Raw genomic sequence first — 14,223 nt, 5'->3', positions numbered from 1 at the left:
ATTGGTTAGACTATTTTGGGAAAATACACGGGAAGTTTGTGGTAGCGGTGAACCAACAATACACTAGCCAACAATGTTCTAGTTGTGGTAATATCGTCAAGAAAACATTATCTGTAAGAACTCATGTTTGTTCTTGTGGGTGTGTCTTGGATAGAGACGAAAACGCCGCTATAAACATTCTCGCACGGGCAAATACTGTCGGGCGGACAGAAATTCAAGCCCTCAGACAGACTACCCACTGTCTATTAAGTGAAAGCTTAGTAGATAAGGTAACTGGATGAACAGGGAATCCCCAAGCGCTTGAGTGCGATGGGAGCGTCAATTAGGCAAGAAAATTTAGAAAGAAGATAGGAGATAAATAGCCTTAAAATTAATTAGCAGGAGGAAATATTACCAATTAAAGGTTCGCTGCTATGAAATTCCGTCAATTGATGCGGGCAACAGAAAATAAATACAATCGGCTGCTGGCAAATCTAGTCTTGCTCTACATTATTTACCCATTTTTAGTATATCTACCCCTCGGAGATTTGCTAGTTTTCTTTTTCTTCTCCCTCTCTGTGATCATCGCCGTCTATCAGATCGATCGCAGTAAATTGGCTTTAAGATGTAATATCGGTCTGTTTCTAATTGCCCTCATCCTGCGAGTATTCGGCACGATTATCCCTATTTATAGGGATTTAACCGGTTGGTTCGATCTGTCTAGTACATTAATTTCTCTAGCTTTTATTAGTTTATGCGTGTACTCGATTTTACAAGAATTAATTCTCGCCGAACAGGTAACATCCGATATCATCAAAGGGGGAATTTGTGTCTATTTTCTCCTAGGATTTTTCTGGGCATCCGCTTATAGTATCGTCCAGATTTTTGAACCCGATTCCTTTAGCTCCGCCGCTAAAACCGTCAACCAGGCGGATCTACTTCATTTCAGCTTTACTACCCTGGCCACGGTTGGTTACGGTGATATAGTTCCTACCAGTAAAGTCGCTAGAGTTCTAGCCAATTTAGAAGGAATGACTGGAGTTCTCTATCCCGCCGTTTTTATCGCTCGTTTAGTCAGTTTACACAATGGTCGTTAACCAAAACAATCCAGCGCCTTGGAGAATATTAGATGATTATGCGTCGCTTTATGCCGATTCTTTCTTTACTTTTGCCTTGGGTCACTGCCGCAGGAGTCTTGGCGGAAATACCGACTCTATCCCAGGAAATCCGCCCAAAAACGGCGGAACAGGTGATCGAGCAACTCTGTGCTAATTTAACCAAACAGCGATCGTTCACCGTCAATATGGATGTCACCTATGACGATGTACTCGAATCCGGGGCGAAAGTTCAGTACAGTGCCTATCAAAACATCTGGGTAGAGAAACCCGATCGCCTGCGCTCGGACTACACTGGGGATGAACGAGTTACCCGCTTTTTTTACGACGGTAAAACCTTCACCCTCGCGGATCTGGAACGGGATCTATACGTCACCAAACCAGCACCAAATACTCTAGATGAAGCCTTAGACCAAGTAGAGCAAAGGTACGGGATCAGCATTCCCATGTCAAATCTGGCAGCGAACGATCCCTGTGCAGAGCTAATGGCCGATGTCAAGCAAATTATTTTTATCGGCAACGACATGGTCAACCGCGAACCGATGTATCATCTGCTGCTGATCGGTAGCGATCGCGATTATCAAATCTGGGTCACGCAGGATGCCACCCCCCTACTGAGGAAAGCGATTATCACCTATAAAACTCTACCCGGTTCACCCCAGTACACGGCAATATTATCCGACTGGAATTTTAATCCCAGTACCTCCGCCGATACTTTCACTTTCCAACCGGGATCAGAGTCGATCCCTATCGAACTTTTACCCCCTAGGGATAATCAATCCCAGCAGTAAACCCTGTTCATAAAATGCGATCGCTTGTCGGTATTCCCCTAAATCAGCGTTTTGATATACTTTGAATATCTAACGAATTCGAGGTGGGATAATGAAGTCGCAGATTGGACGCTGGGGTAATTCTTTAGCGATTCGGATTCCCAAGTATGCGGTGGAAGCACTAAACCTCAATCCCAATGACGTTGTTGAATGTTCTGTGGAAAACGGAAAGCTAGTAATTGAGCTAATTCAAGCCTTGCCTGAGTTAAGCCTAGAAGAACTACTGGCTGAGGTTGTTGAATCACCGGAGCCGGAAGTGGATTGGGGACGGCCAATGGGAGAGGAGGTTTGGTGACATACATTCTAAGGCGTTGCTGATTTGAGATATGAATCTTCTTTTCTGGTATTTTTAAAACCTAGAGCCAAACTAACTTTTGCATCTGATGCAAAGTTGGCATTCATACCTTGATTCAGCAACGCCCGTTTTTTTGCACCAGAAACCGTCGAACGCTTGCAGAAAATAATCTGGGAAGATAAAAAAATCAAGGAGTCCGGGCCATGAAAAGATCTTTACGTCAAAACTTATGTGTTCTTGCCGCCCTCCTCTTGGGTACAAGTTTACTGGTAACGGATTATGTGGACGCTCGCGGTGGCGGTGGTGGTGGTAGTCGTGGGGGTGGTGGAGCTTCCCCACGGGTCAACCGCAGTAGTGATCTGCAAAACCGAGGGAATTTTAGTAATCGTTCCCAACCCTCTAGAGATTTTTCTGGAAGACAGGGGGAAAGACAAACTAATCAACAAAACCGTCAAGGGGAACGCACGGAAAGACAGGGTGAACGGCAAACCGGTCAACAAAACCGGCAGGGTGAACGCAGCGAAAGAACCGATACCCGTCAAGGGGAACGCAGCGAAAGACAGGGTGAACGGCAAACCGGTCAACAAAACCGGCAGGGTGAACGCAGCGAAAGAACCGATACCCGTCAAGGGGAACGCAGCGAAAGACAGGGGGAACGGCAGCAGCAGGTTAGCGATCGCCAACAGAACCGTCAGAACTTTATTGACGATAATCGCAACGGTTACTGGCGTGGTGGCGGTTGGTACGGTGGCGGTTATTACGTCCCCCCGGGTTGGGGTTGGGTGGGTTTGACCACCGGCTTAGTCATCGGTTCAGCGATCGCCACTCTCCCCCCCTACTACAATACCGTCTATGTGGGTTCCACTTCCTACATTTACTCGGACGGCATCTATCTTCAGCCTAGCGGTAGTTCCTACACGGTGGTGGCCCCGCCAATCGGCGCAATTGTCACCTATATCCCAGACGGCTGCACCACAATTACGGCTGACAATACGCTTTATTACAATTGTAGCGGTATCTATTATCAGCCTCTGTTTGAGAATGGTTCCACGGTTTATCAGGTGGTTCGCTTCTAATCGGTTTCTTCTTCATCAATAATTGCCGATCGATCTAATAATAATAAATCTCGCAGGCGATCGGTATCTAATTCGGTTAACCAATTTTCCCCGGCATCTACGGTTTGTTCCGCTAATTGTTTTTTGCTTTCGATCATCTCATTAATGCGTTCCTCTAGGGTTCCCGTACAGATGAATTTATGTACCTGAACATTGCGTTTTTGTCCGATGCGGAAAGCGCGATCAGTGGCCTGGTTTTCTACGGCTGGATTCCACCAACGATCGATATGAAAAACGTGATTAGCGCGGGTTAAATTTAATCCTGTTCCCCCCGCTTTCAGGGAGAGAATAAAAATCTTTGGTCCTTGGGGATCATTTTGAAAGCGCTCGATCATTTCTACCCGATCTTTTGCTTTGGTAGAACCGGAGAGAAATAATATTTCCTCGGCTAATTTTTTCTGGAGATGGGTTTGTAGGAGTTTTCCCCACTCGGCAAATTGTGTAAAAATTAAAGCTCGATCGCCTTCTGCTATCACTTCCTCTACCATGGCTTCTAAACGTAATAATTTCCCCGATCTTTGACTGGTTTCTAAACTATTTTCTTTCAAAAAATGGGCGGGATGATTACAAATTTGTTTTAGTTGCATTAGCAAGGTTAAAATTAATCCATGTTTCTGAATTCCTTGAATTTCTTCAATTTTCTGGAGCGTTGTCTCGACTAATTGTTGATAAAGTTGTCCCTGTTCTTTCGATAAACCACAAAAAATATTCATTTCCTGTTTTTCTGGTAAATCTTCAATAATATTTTTATCGGTTTTTAATCTCCGTAAAATAAAGGGACGGACAAGGGAACGTAAATTATGCAGGGATTCTTGATCGCCGTATTTTTCAATGGGAAGGGCAAAACGGCGCTGAAAAAAGGCTTGAGTTCCTAAAAAATTGGGATTGAGAAAATCCAAAATTGACCACAATTCCGTCAGGCGATTTTCTACGGGAGTTCCCGTTAAGGCAATCCGAAATCCTGCGGGTATTTTTCGCACTGCTTGGGATTGTTTAGCCGTAGAGTTTTTAATATTTTGAGCTTCATCTAAAACTAAACCTTGCCATTGTACTGCTTCTAAAGTGGAGAGATCGCGATAGATTAAAGGATAACTGGTAATAACAACCGATTGATTTTTTACCGCTTGAGCAAAAGCTTTACCTTTTAATCTTTTTTCGCCATGATGCACAAAAACAGCTAGGGTGGGAGCGAATTTTCTTAATTCATGTTCCCAGTTATTGACCACAGAAGTGGGAGCCACCACTAACACGGGATTAACTAACATATCCTGTTCTTTTAATGCTAGTAAAAAAGCGATTAATTGCGGGGTTTTTCCTAAACCCATATCATCGGCTAAACAAGCACCTAAACCCCACTTTTCTAGGAAAGCTAACCAACTAACTCCCTTGATTTGATAGGGACGTAATTCCCCCCGAAATTCCCGCGGTGGGTTGATTAATTGAATCCCTTGATTGTTATTTAAATTATCAATTAATTCCTTTAATGCTCCCTCCGCTTGGAAATTAACTACCGGCAGTTTAGCAATTAGATTATTATCTCCTGAACTCAAGCGCAGAGCATCTTCCACCGAGAGATTCAGGGGAGCGATGGTATTATTTAAAATTGCCTGAGCTGCTTTGACATCCGTAGGTTGTAGGATTAACCATTTGCCTCCCACTTCCACCACTGGCGATTTTTTCTCTAATAACTTATCAAAATCTTTTTTCGATATTTCCTGTTCCCCTACCACTAATTTAAGCTGAAAGTTTAATAAACTGGTTAAACTTAATCTTTCTCCTTTTTTGGGAGTTACACTGGCAGCAATCTTAATTCCTAATCTTTGTTCATTACTACCGGCAGTTAAACCCGTTGGCAAAATTACCCCTAATCCCTGCTCTTGCAATTGCCAAGCGATCGAGCGAATAAACTGATAAACTTCGATCGAATCAAGAGAACATTCCTCCGGGTGTCTCTGCTCTAAACTAATTCTAATCGGTTCGTACAATCGCGCCGCTAATCCCAATCCTTTTAAGAGAATTTCCTGGGGATTATTGACAACTCTTTGATAACTATGATAACTTTCTTTGCCCTCTAACCAAATCAACTTGGCACTAATGAGAAATTCGGGATCATCTAACGCTTGTAAATAATAGGTGAGTTTCCACGCTGTCCCTAGACTGGGAGGTTGTAAAGATAAACAGACACGGTATTGATTCTCGATTAATTGGCGATTATTGCCATTAACTAAACTTTCTTGGATAGGAAACACCCAGTTATTATAAGCATTTTCTAGACGCTGTAAATTCTTGGCTTCTAAGGCAATGTCATGATGATCACCGCTTAAAGATTGTAGCCAGGGTTTCACCATCAATGAGGGGGAAATATTAACACTACTATCTATCTTTTGTCGCAAACGAGCATCGACAATATTTTTTAAGCAATCGAGAATAATTGTTTGTGGTTCGCTATTTTCTTGATAGGCAAGACAAACCGGGGGGATGGTTTGGATAAACTTAGCTAAACGAGTGCGATCGATGGTACTATCTAGCAGGGGATACCAGCAACTTTTACCTTGATTTATTCCTGCTAAAAATTTCCCCCTTGCTAATAAATCTAAACTCCAACGGTGCAAATACAGCCAAAATCGTAGATCATTGCCGATAAATTCGGCCTTAGCTAGGGGTAATTTCTCCCATAACCGCACTATCATCCCCGCAGAAAAAGTTAATCCCGATACCTGCCATGGTTGCCAAGACAAGGATTTAGCTGTGGGTTCGAGAATTTGCCCCGACAGCAGCGGTAAAAAATATTTTTTCCTTGGGGGAGAATAACTAGGTAAACTGAGCTTGATTGATTCTGGAGAATAGCGGTCAAGCTGAGGAGAAAATTTCTCGATAAATTGGGCTAATGCCCCAGATTCTAGACAAAAAGGATGATTTTCCTTTGTTTCACTTAATTCCTTCCCTTGCCACTGTTCACCCCAAAGAAAAAAAACACTATCTTGCGAACGAATCAGCCAATTACCGTGTAGAGTAGTCATTATGAAATAGGGAAATTCCTCTAAAAAACCTGCTGTTGAAAAGGCAAAAAATCTCGATTTTGTCGCTTCTTCTGACCTTAAGAGCCTCTAATCTTCTATTTTAGTGGACAAGGGCTGATTTCTCAAGCAGAATCTAGTTAAGCGATTAGCCCCGATCGCATGGTTATTATCAATAAGAATAAATAGAGTTCTTTTTAAACTATGTACAAATCGATCGCCCTCACCCTCGTCCTCAGTCTTCCCCTTAACTTCTCCCTAGTTGGTCAGACGGAAGATCTAAACCACCTACAGCAATTATTATCCACCCGAAAATGTCCCCAATGCGATCTGAGCGGTTCGGGGTTAGTGCAATCGAATCTAGTCGGGGCAAAATTAAATGGGGCCAATCTCGTCGGGGCCAATCTTAGTCAAGCTAATTTAAGTGGGGCGGATCTGAGTGGCGCAAATTTAACTGGAGCCTCTCTTTTTGGTGCTAATCTGACTGGAGCGAACTTAACCGGGGCAATCTTGACGGGTGCGGATTTAAGAGGCACTTATCTCAATAATGCTAACCTCGACAACACCAAACTAGACACTGCATACGTGCAGGGTGCGGTGGGAATTCCCAGTAGTGCCGGTACTCCTGAACTATTCTATGGTCTAGGGATGGTGGAAGGAAAACAGGGACGCACCAGCACCGCTATAGAAAATTTTAATAAGGCCTTGACAATTAACTCAGAATATGCTCCAGCTTATCTGGCCCGGGCCATGGCTCACTATCGTCTGGGACAAAATGCTCTAGCGGCCCAGGACGCTCAAATGGCTTCGACTCTCTTTGAACGACAAGGTAATACCCCCGGTTACGAAGCGGCAGAGAATTTTATTAAAGGCATGGAAATCGCCCTAAAACCGCGAGAACAAGGTGGTGGCAACGCTCAATTAGACCAAATGGTGCAGGGGATTGGTTCTCTGCTCTTACAGTTTGTTTTACCCGCTTTGGGACTGTTTTAATCCTCGTCCGCTGGCTCTTCTAAATGTTCCGAGACCGCGTAATAAAGGTCAAGAACATGATGATCGGCAAGACGATAAAAGACTCTCCGTCCCTGTTTTTGGTATTTAACTAATCTTAAGGCTCTTAGGGTTCTTAACTGGTGGGATACGGCCGATTCACTCATCCCTAAGTCGTCGGCTAAGTCACAAACACATAATTCTTGTTTGGCTAAAAGCGATAAAATTCTGAGACGGTTGGCATCCCCCAAAAGGCTGAAAAATTCGGCCATTTTTTGGGCTTTTTCTAGTTCTAATCCCTGCAAGTTCTGGAATTTCGCCCCTTGGTGATGGGATTCCCCACAAACCGGTGCTATTTTTTCTATGGCCATGTTTTTTCCTGATCGGTTATTAAGGGAAAGTTGAGAAAGGGAGGTATCGATCGAATCTTCAATCCCGATACTTGTCCCCTTCTCCCCAATAACTAAATTTAAACGCAACCACAGCCCTGGTGTCCACAGCCTTTCTCGTTCTCGTTAACGTGACCATTGGCACAAGCTTGGGAACAGTAGTATTGATCGTTTTCTTTGATGGCATCGGCGATCGATACTACACACAAACAGGATTTACAAGCACATTTCATCATGGTGACAGCGATCATGGTTACTACCTCGGAACTTCTTTACTGACTTTAGTATAACATCTGAACAGATGTTCATGGATTGAATAAAGTTAAATTTTTCTAAAACTCAGACGGGTGGGAAGTTCTCCTTGATCAGTGATCAGATTTGAGTTTTCAGTTTGCATATAGAGCTTTTCACGTTACTGAGGTATCGACAAGTTTTGCCAACAAAGAGTTTAAGCCCCTTGCCCATGCCTCATTCTGATGAAAACGGCTATATAATATAATCTAAGGTAGAAAAAAGTTAAATACTGACTAAACCGCCCAATTATAACAACTGAGCCGACAAATTCTGATGTTATTAGCATTAAAACAACTAACTGTTACTCCAGGCGACCACCTGTTGTTAACTTCACTCACTTGGCAAGATTATGAAACAATTCTTGACGAATTGGGAGATCGACGGTCAATTCGTCTATCTTATAGTCAGGGAACTTTAGAAGCAATGACTCCTCTTTTTATTCATGAAAATACCAAAGTTTTAATCGGGGATTTGGTTAAAGTTCTCCTAGATGAATTAGGGTTAGACTATGAACCCGCCGGATCAACAACCTTTAAAAATCAACAAATGGATCAAGGAATAGAACCAGATGAGTCTTTTTATATCGAAAATTGTGCTGCTGTCAGGGGAAAAAAGCGCCTTGATTTGGCTATTGATCCCCCTCCCGATTTAGCAATTGAAATTGATATTACTAAGCGAACCCGATTTAATAATTATGAGCGATTGGGTGTTCCTGAATTGTGGCGATATAATGGAGAGAGACTGGAAATCAGTGTTTTGCAAGGATCAGAATATGTTGAATCTTCCCAAAGCCGAATATTTTCTCAATTTAATCTAATAGAAAAAATTCCAGAAACGCTACAAAATAGTCAAAAAATCGGTAGTGCCATGGCATTAAAACAATTCCGAATTTGGGTCAAGCAAACGCTTAATCCTTGACCTCAAATCAAGAACGAAGTCAGGGAACTGAGGTTTCCTACTGTCTTTTTACTGCTCACTGATTACTGCTCACTGATTGCTGTTTTTAGATGCAGAACGGCCTACCAGCGATCGCCAGCATCGTAAATTGTTAAACGTCCGACTCCTAGAGCTAATCCGGGAGAATTGTCCCCGGGGGGATAAGCAGTGATTCCAAACTGATAGATACCACCATAATCGGGATTGTGTACTGGTTTCAGACCGATGGAAACGGTATTACCGGGGGGGACAGGAGGATCAAAAATGACCGTAATCGTCTGAGTATTGGGGTCAAAAGTAGTGGATTTTAGGGTTAATTTTTCGCCTCGCTGATTGCGATCGCCAAGAAAAGCAAAGGTTTGATCGAGAAGAAAAGCAATAGTTTGAATATTAGGCTGCTGTTGTATGGTTACTTTACCCAAGGACGCCCCGAGAGACGGCGGTAGAGCGATGGTAAGATAGTATTTTGCCCCCCAAGTACGCACGGATTGGAAAGTAGCGGAGAAATTAACCAGAGTGGGAGAACTCTCAAAAAATACTCTGCCATCGGGAAATTGTCCTGCGAGAGACACAGAAGCATCAAAAGCGAGTATAGCAATCAAAGCGAGTTTAGATAGACTTTCAGTCTGTTTTAAAGGCAAAAAAGGAATTTTCAAGGTAAAAGCTACTATAAAATATTGATTGTCAAGGGCAATTATACCAAATTCACTTAACCCTAAACCGCTGCCATTATCAGTGATCAGTTATCAGTTGTTTTCTCCCCACTCCCCCACACCCCACACCCCACTTCTCACTTCCCCAACCCCCAACAGCTAACCCCCAACTTGCAATGTATCTCGAACACCTACATCTTCACAGTTTTAGAAATTATGCCGAACAGTTGCTAAAATTCGAGTCCAAAAAAACAATATTATTGGGCAATAATGCTCAGGGAAAATCCAATTTACTAGAAGCGATCGAACTTTTGTCCACTCTCAAGAGCCATCGAGTCAGCAAGGATCGGGATCTGGTGCTAGAATCGGACTCGGAGGCGAGAATTTTTGCTAGGGTTAATCGTCTTTATGGAGCATCAGAATTAAGTTTAATTCTCCGTTCTTCCGGTCGTCGCACCGTGATCCGCGACCGTCAACCCCTGCGCCGTCATCTCGATTTTTTGGGCGTGATTAATGCGGTACAATTTTCTAGTCTCGATCTGGATTTAGTGCGCGGTGGTCCGGAAGCTCGCCGAGATTGGTTAGATACTTTATTAATTCAATTAGAACCCCTATACGTTCATATTTTACAGCAATATAATCAGGTTTTACGACAAAGAAATGCTCTCTTAAAAGAGATTCGTAAACAGGAATTAGAGGGAAAAGTTTATGGGGATTTATCCCAGCTAAAACTCTGGGATTTACAACTAGCAGAAACCGGTTCAAGAGTAACGAGAAGAAGGGCGCGAGTCCTGCAAAGATTAATTCCTTTAGCCCAAAAATGGCACGAAAGTATTAGCGGAAAAACCGAACTTTTAGAATTACAATATATTCCCAATGTGCCTTGGGTAGAAGATGATGTCAATGGGGTACAAAGGGCTTTTTTAGATAAGATTGAAACCCGTCGTTTGGCAGAGAAACAACTAGGGACATCGGTAGTCGGTCCCCACCGGGATGAAGTGGATTTTTTAATTAACCAAAACCCCGCTAAATCCTACGGTTCCCAAGGACAACAAAGAACCTTAGTTTTAGCCTTAAAATTAGCGGAATTACAGTTATTAGAGCAGATTATCGGGGAACCTCCCCTACTACTCCTCGATGATGTTTTAGCGGAATTAGATATCGAACGACAAAATCAATTATTAGATGCGATCGAAGACCGTTTTCAAACTTTAATTACCACCACTCATCTCAGTTCTTTTGAGTCCCGTTGGTTGCAATCTTCCCAAGTATTTTCTGTCAAAAAGGGACATATTTTTTATTAGCCTATAGCCACCAGCCTTCAGCCATATTCAGTTATCAGTTATCAGGTTTTTCTCCCTATCTTTCCACTCTCTAGTCACCTCAGCAGTTTAACCCTAAACTAAAGCTACTCATTCAGTAAATAGCTGCGATATCTCGGTAGTTTGCTCTAGAAAATTTCTCATATATTCTGGTTTAATTGTTTGGTTTAATTGATAAATTACTAACCATTCACCACCAGCTTCCAAGTACCAACCATGGTTCTGCCCAAAAAATTGTAAGGTGTCAAAATTCAAGATTTCTCGGATAGTAGATTCTTACCATAATACGATCTCAAGCTTATGAACCTTTATTTACAGACCATTGCTGTCAATCGCGGTCATCCTGATTGCTGGCTAAATTGTTGCTGTTAGAAAGTCCGTATAGCTCCTTAACCGATTGGCGGGAAAGGACGATAATTGTGAAGACTCCGAGAATTGTACCCAACGGGGTGAACAAGCAGAGGATGCAAGCTATCACAAAAGAAAACCAGTATTTCTTGTGACGGCTGAGAAATCGACCCGAAAAAATCGCAGAAATCGCTAAAGCTTCTCCTAGCAGTACTGTTGTTGCACCTAGAGCGGCGAATAGATATCCAAATGCTTTGGGGGGTAACTCTCCCGACGGCTCCATCGGGAATGATTCAGGGGAGGTAATCATGCTTATTCCTATAAAAAAATGACCCAAGAAAATAAGAGAGAAAAAAGCAATTACTCCTCCCACAATGTAATGAAATATTGACAATAATCTTAGGTGTTTTCGGTCGTTATTTGTGTTCATATAGGTAACTCATAATAGAAATCTACATAATACTATATCGGGGAGCATCTCATTTATGCAAGTGAGTAATTATACTTATACCTAAAACTGTTTTCTAGCAAGGCTTTCAAAATAGCTTGACATAAAAACCTGATTTAAGGGTTACAAAGGTGAGATGCTCCCTTATATCATTATATCGAAGCTGAAAACTTTTCTAGTCAAGGGATTTACTCGAATAGAAATGATTCTAATTCTCCCATAGTTTTTCGATGAAATTGAATTAGTAACGAAAGACATACAGTTCAGCTATAGAACTATTTTTGTTAGTACAGATGGGAAAAGCAGTCCGTGATCGGGTTGTCGCTTTTGGGGATATCTCGTGTAATCATCTCGACATCACCTCCCTTGCCTAGCTTCAGGTAATTCCGATTCTGAGGGTTAACTCTCGAAGGTATTGACTTCTGGCAATAGCTAGAGATTTGTTATTAGCTAAAAGCAAATATTATTTGAGCCAAAATTGCTCGATTCCCCCTAACGATGGGTCTGGTAAAACGTCCTTGACTTTTTTCTTTGTCTGTATATACCCATAATAACAAAACAGGCCGCAGGCCTGTTTCACTATTAGATTAAGAATAATTAATCCTACCTAATCTCGCGGACTACCGGCTTACCGTCGATAATTTCACCGACGAGAATCAGATCAGCAACCCCGACAAATAAACCATTTTCTAAAACCCCCGGCATATTATTAATAGTTCTTTCCAAATCAGCCGGATCATCGATACTATCAAATTTAACATCGATAACTAAATTGCCTTGATCTGTCACCACGGGGCCAGCTTTTTTCACTCCCATGCGCAGAGAAGGTTTACCACCGAGGGCCTCTAATTTCAGCATCACCGGAGTCATGGCCATGGGTAACACTTCCACCGGCAAAAGAAAAGTCGATCCCAACTTATCCACCAGCTTATTGCCATCCACTACCACGACAAAAATATCGGCGAGACTATCGACAATTTTCTCCTGAGTATGGGCAGCACCGCCGCCTTTAATCAGGTTTTTCTGGGGATCCACCTCATCGGCCCCATCGATAGCGATATCCATCTTTGCGATGACATCGAGGGTAGTGAGGGGAATTCCGTACTTCCTAGCCAAAACTTGCGCTTGAAAAGAAGTAGGAACCCCGACAATATTGCTGATTTCCCCGCTTTGCAGTCTAGCGCCCAGATACTCGATCGCGTAGGCCGTTGTTGAACCAGTTCCCAATCCCACGACCGAATGAGATTGAACTAGATTAGCGGCGGCTTTACCGACCTCCTGTTTCATGAGAATGACCGGATCGATTGCTGTCATGATGCACATTCCTAAAAGCGATGTTTTGAACCTCTTAGTTATCGGCTATCCGTTGCCCTCTTGTCAATGCAATTAGGGATTAGTGGCCTGAGCTGCTAACATTTCCTTGAGTTTAGCCAATTCATTAGCCCAACGGGGATCTGGCTGTAAAGCGTCACCATCGCCGGTAACTTTCGGGGTACTACTGCCACCCCGTTCAGCCTTGCGTTTTTTGCCGCCGCCGCCACCACTACTGGATTTGCGCGGTGCTGCCGTCGTCGGTTTCGGAGTCGGTCTTTCGACTTTTTCCGGGGTTTCTACGCTGGCCTCCGGCCCTTCTGCTTCTTCTCCTTCTTCTTTACCTCCCTTGCTCCGGGGGAGAGCTTTCTCGATTTTGATCGGGTTTTCCATGAAGGATTGACCGTTGTATTTTTCGATAAACTGGTCAGCTAGTTCATCGCTAGGGACGGTAACGAAGGCAAAACCGCGACATTTGCCAGTTTTGCGATCTTTGATGACTTTAGTGGTAATCGTATCCCCTTCATCGGCAAAAAGCGCCTGTAATTTTTCGCGCTCGACGGATTCTTTGGGCAAATTACCAACGTATAGACGAACGGACATGATGGATTCCTCCAAGTATAGGTTGATTTGACATACTCCCACCGTCAAGCTACGCTGTGACGGGGGATTCTTTCCACATTGCTGTTAGAAATTCCTTGTTCAACGAGACAGCTTAGATTCTCAATGTCTCCATTAAGAATCCAGAGGCCGGACTCTCCCAAGGCGTTTGGGTCGGTTTCTGTTTGCCCAACAGTACCGTTGAGATAATTTCCCAAGTATTGTAACCCTTTTTTAAGAATATTTATTGCTGCATTATGATCCCTATCTAAGACTGTTTTACAGTTAGGACATTGATGAGTTCTAGTGCTTAATGTTTTTTGCACTCTCGTCCCACAAACTGAACAATCTTGAGAAGTGAAATGCGGCGGCACAGCAACACAAACAATCCGATAAATCTTGGCAAAATAATTCAACCATTGAGTGAATTGATACCAAGAAGCATCAGAAATCGACTTGGCAAGCTTACGGTTTTTGACTAAGTTTCTTACCTTTAAAGCTTCATAGACTACCAGATCATTAGACTGGACTAACGCCAAAGCGTCTTTAATTGCTTTGTCTTTACGTTGTCTTGATACTTT

17 protein-coding genes are annotated in these 14,223 nt (G+C 42.9%); 8 read left to right on the top strand and 9 right to left on the bottom strand.

The genetic code is table 11. From position 1 onward, the window contains the following. From IM500_RS20910 to IM500_RS20890, 5 genes are all read left to right on the top strand, one after another. The coding region (locus IM500_RS20910) for a zinc ribbon domain-containing protein (RefSeq protein WP_287739457.1) at nucleotides 1-281 on the top strand (281 nt) is incomplete at its 5' end. Nucleotides 282-413: 132 nt separating this feature from the next. After that, nucleotides 414-1,076, top strand: coding sequence for a potassium channel family protein (locus IM500_RS20905; RefSeq protein ID WP_190721537.1), 663 nt, complete (start codon nucleotides 414-416; stop codon nucleotides 1,074-1,076). Nucleotides 1,077-1,108: 32 nt separating this feature from the next. Further along, on the top strand, nucleotides 1,109-1,885 hold the full coding sequence (locus IM500_RS20900; RefSeq protein WP_190721540.1) for a DUF2092 domain-containing protein: 777 nt from the start codon (nucleotides 1,109-1,111) through the stop codon (nucleotides 1,883-1,885). 91 nt (nucleotides 1,886-1,976) lie between these two features. Continuing rightward, nucleotides 1,977-2,219, top strand: a complete 243-nt coding sequence (locus IM500_RS20895) for an AbrB/MazE/SpoVT family DNA-binding domain-containing protein (protein WP_002772118.1) — start codon at nucleotides 1,977-1,979, stop codon at nucleotides 2,217-2,219. Between the two features lie 203 nt (nucleotides 2,220-2,422). Then, nucleotides 2,423-3,295 (top strand): DUF6515 family protein, encoded by an 873-nt coding sequence (locus IM500_RS20890; protein WP_190721542.1) that lies wholly within the window; start codon nucleotides 2,423-2,425, stop codon nucleotides 3,293-3,295. Here IM500_RS20890 and IM500_RS20885 read toward each other — a convergent pair. Next, on the bottom strand, nucleotides 3,292-6,354 hold the full coding sequence (locus IM500_RS20885; RefSeq protein WP_190721545.1) for a sll1366 family intein-prone helicase: 3,063 nt from the start codon (nucleotides 6,352-6,354) through the stop codon (nucleotides 3,292-3,294). The genes IM500_RS20890 and IM500_RS20885 overlap by 4 nt on opposite strands. Nucleotides 6,355-6,555: 201 nt before the next feature. Between IM500_RS20885 and IM500_RS20880 the strand changes: the two genes are divergently transcribed. Next, on the top strand, nucleotides 6,556-7,344 hold the full coding sequence (locus IM500_RS20880) for a pentapeptide repeat-containing protein (protein ID WP_190721546.1): 789 nt from the start codon (nucleotides 6,556-6,558) through the stop codon (nucleotides 7,342-7,344). Here the strand turns inward: IM500_RS20880 and IM500_RS20875 are convergent. Further along, complete coding sequence (locus tag IM500_RS20875; protein WP_199328787.1) at nucleotides 7,341-7,712, bottom strand: ArsR/SmtB family transcription factor; 372 nt, start codon at nucleotides 7,710-7,712, stop codon at nucleotides 7,341-7,343. The genes IM500_RS20880 and IM500_RS20875 overlap by 4 nt on opposite strands. 98 nt (nucleotides 7,713-7,810) lie before the next feature. Next, entirely contained in the window at nucleotides 7,811-7,981 is a 171-nt protein-coding gene (locus tag IM500_RS20870; protein ID WP_002754961.1) for a metallothionein, read from the bottom strand. A 316-nt stretch (nucleotides 7,982-8,297) separates the two neighbouring features. Here IM500_RS20870 and IM500_RS20865 point away from each other — a divergent pair, with 316 nt between their 5' ends. Further along, on the top strand, nucleotides 8,298-8,942 hold the full coding sequence (locus tag IM500_RS20865; protein WP_190721548.1) for a Uma2 family endonuclease: 645 nt from the start codon (nucleotides 8,298-8,300) through the stop codon (nucleotides 8,940-8,942). A gap of 101 nt (nucleotides 8,943-9,043) precedes the next feature. Here IM500_RS20865 and IM500_RS20860 read toward each other — a convergent pair whose 3' ends face one another. Beyond that, a complete protein-coding gene (locus tag IM500_RS20860; protein WP_190721550.1) occupies nucleotides 9,044-9,616 on the bottom strand; it encodes a DUF2808 domain-containing protein in 573 nt (190 codons plus the stop codon). Nucleotides 9,617-9,789: 173 nt separating this feature from the next. On the opposite strand from IM500_RS20860, the gene recF reads away from it, so the two are divergent. Continuing rightward, nucleotides 9,790-10,917 carry a DNA replication/repair protein RecF gene (recF, locus tag IM500_RS20855; RefSeq protein ID WP_190721552.1) on the top strand — a complete coding sequence of 376 codons (1,128 nt, stop codon included), beginning with the start codon at nucleotides 9,790-9,792 and terminating at the stop codon, nucleotides 10,915-10,917. A 108-nt stretch (nucleotides 10,918-11,025) separates the two neighbouring features. On the opposite strand, the gene IM500_RS20850 is transcribed toward recF, so the two are convergent. The 5 genes from IM500_RS20850 to IM500_RS20830 form a co-directional block, all read right to left on the bottom strand. Further along, nucleotides 11,026-11,190, bottom strand: coding sequence for a hypothetical protein (locus IM500_RS20850; protein WP_190721554.1), 165 nt, complete (start codon nucleotides 11,188-11,190; stop codon nucleotides 11,026-11,028). 73 nt (nucleotides 11,191-11,263) lie between these two features. Beyond that, entirely contained in the window at nucleotides 11,264-11,593 is a 330-nt protein-coding gene (locus IM500_RS20845; RefSeq protein ID WP_197533163.1) for a hypothetical protein, read from the bottom strand. A 741-nt stretch (nucleotides 11,594-12,334) separates the two neighbouring features. Beyond that, nucleotides 12,335-13,045: a ribose-5-phosphate isomerase RpiA gene (gene rpiA, locus IM500_RS20840; RefSeq protein WP_061431129.1), complete on the bottom strand. Its 711-nt coding sequence runs from the start codon at nucleotides 13,043-13,045 to the stop codon at nucleotides 12,335-12,337. 72 nt (nucleotides 13,046-13,117) lie between these two features. Further along, nucleotides 13,118-13,645 (bottom strand): RNA recognition motif domain-containing protein, encoded by a 528-nt coding sequence (locus tag IM500_RS20835; RefSeq protein WP_147073274.1) that lies wholly within the window; start codon nucleotides 13,643-13,645, stop codon nucleotides 13,118-13,120. 44 nt (nucleotides 13,646-13,689) lie between these two features. Continuing rightward, nucleotides 13,690-14,223: RNA-guided endonuclease InsQ/TnpB family protein (locus IM500_RS20830; RefSeq protein ID WP_287739456.1), on the bottom strand; the 534-nt coding region annotated here is incomplete at its 5' end.

The organism is Microcystis sp. M179S2 (assembly GCF_020245805.1).
GTDB classification, from domain to species: Bacteria; Cyanobacteriota; Cyanobacteriia; order Cyanobacteriales; family Microcystaceae; genus Microcystis; species Microcystis aeruginosa.
This window is presented reverse-complemented; position numbering and strand designations above follow the sequence as displayed.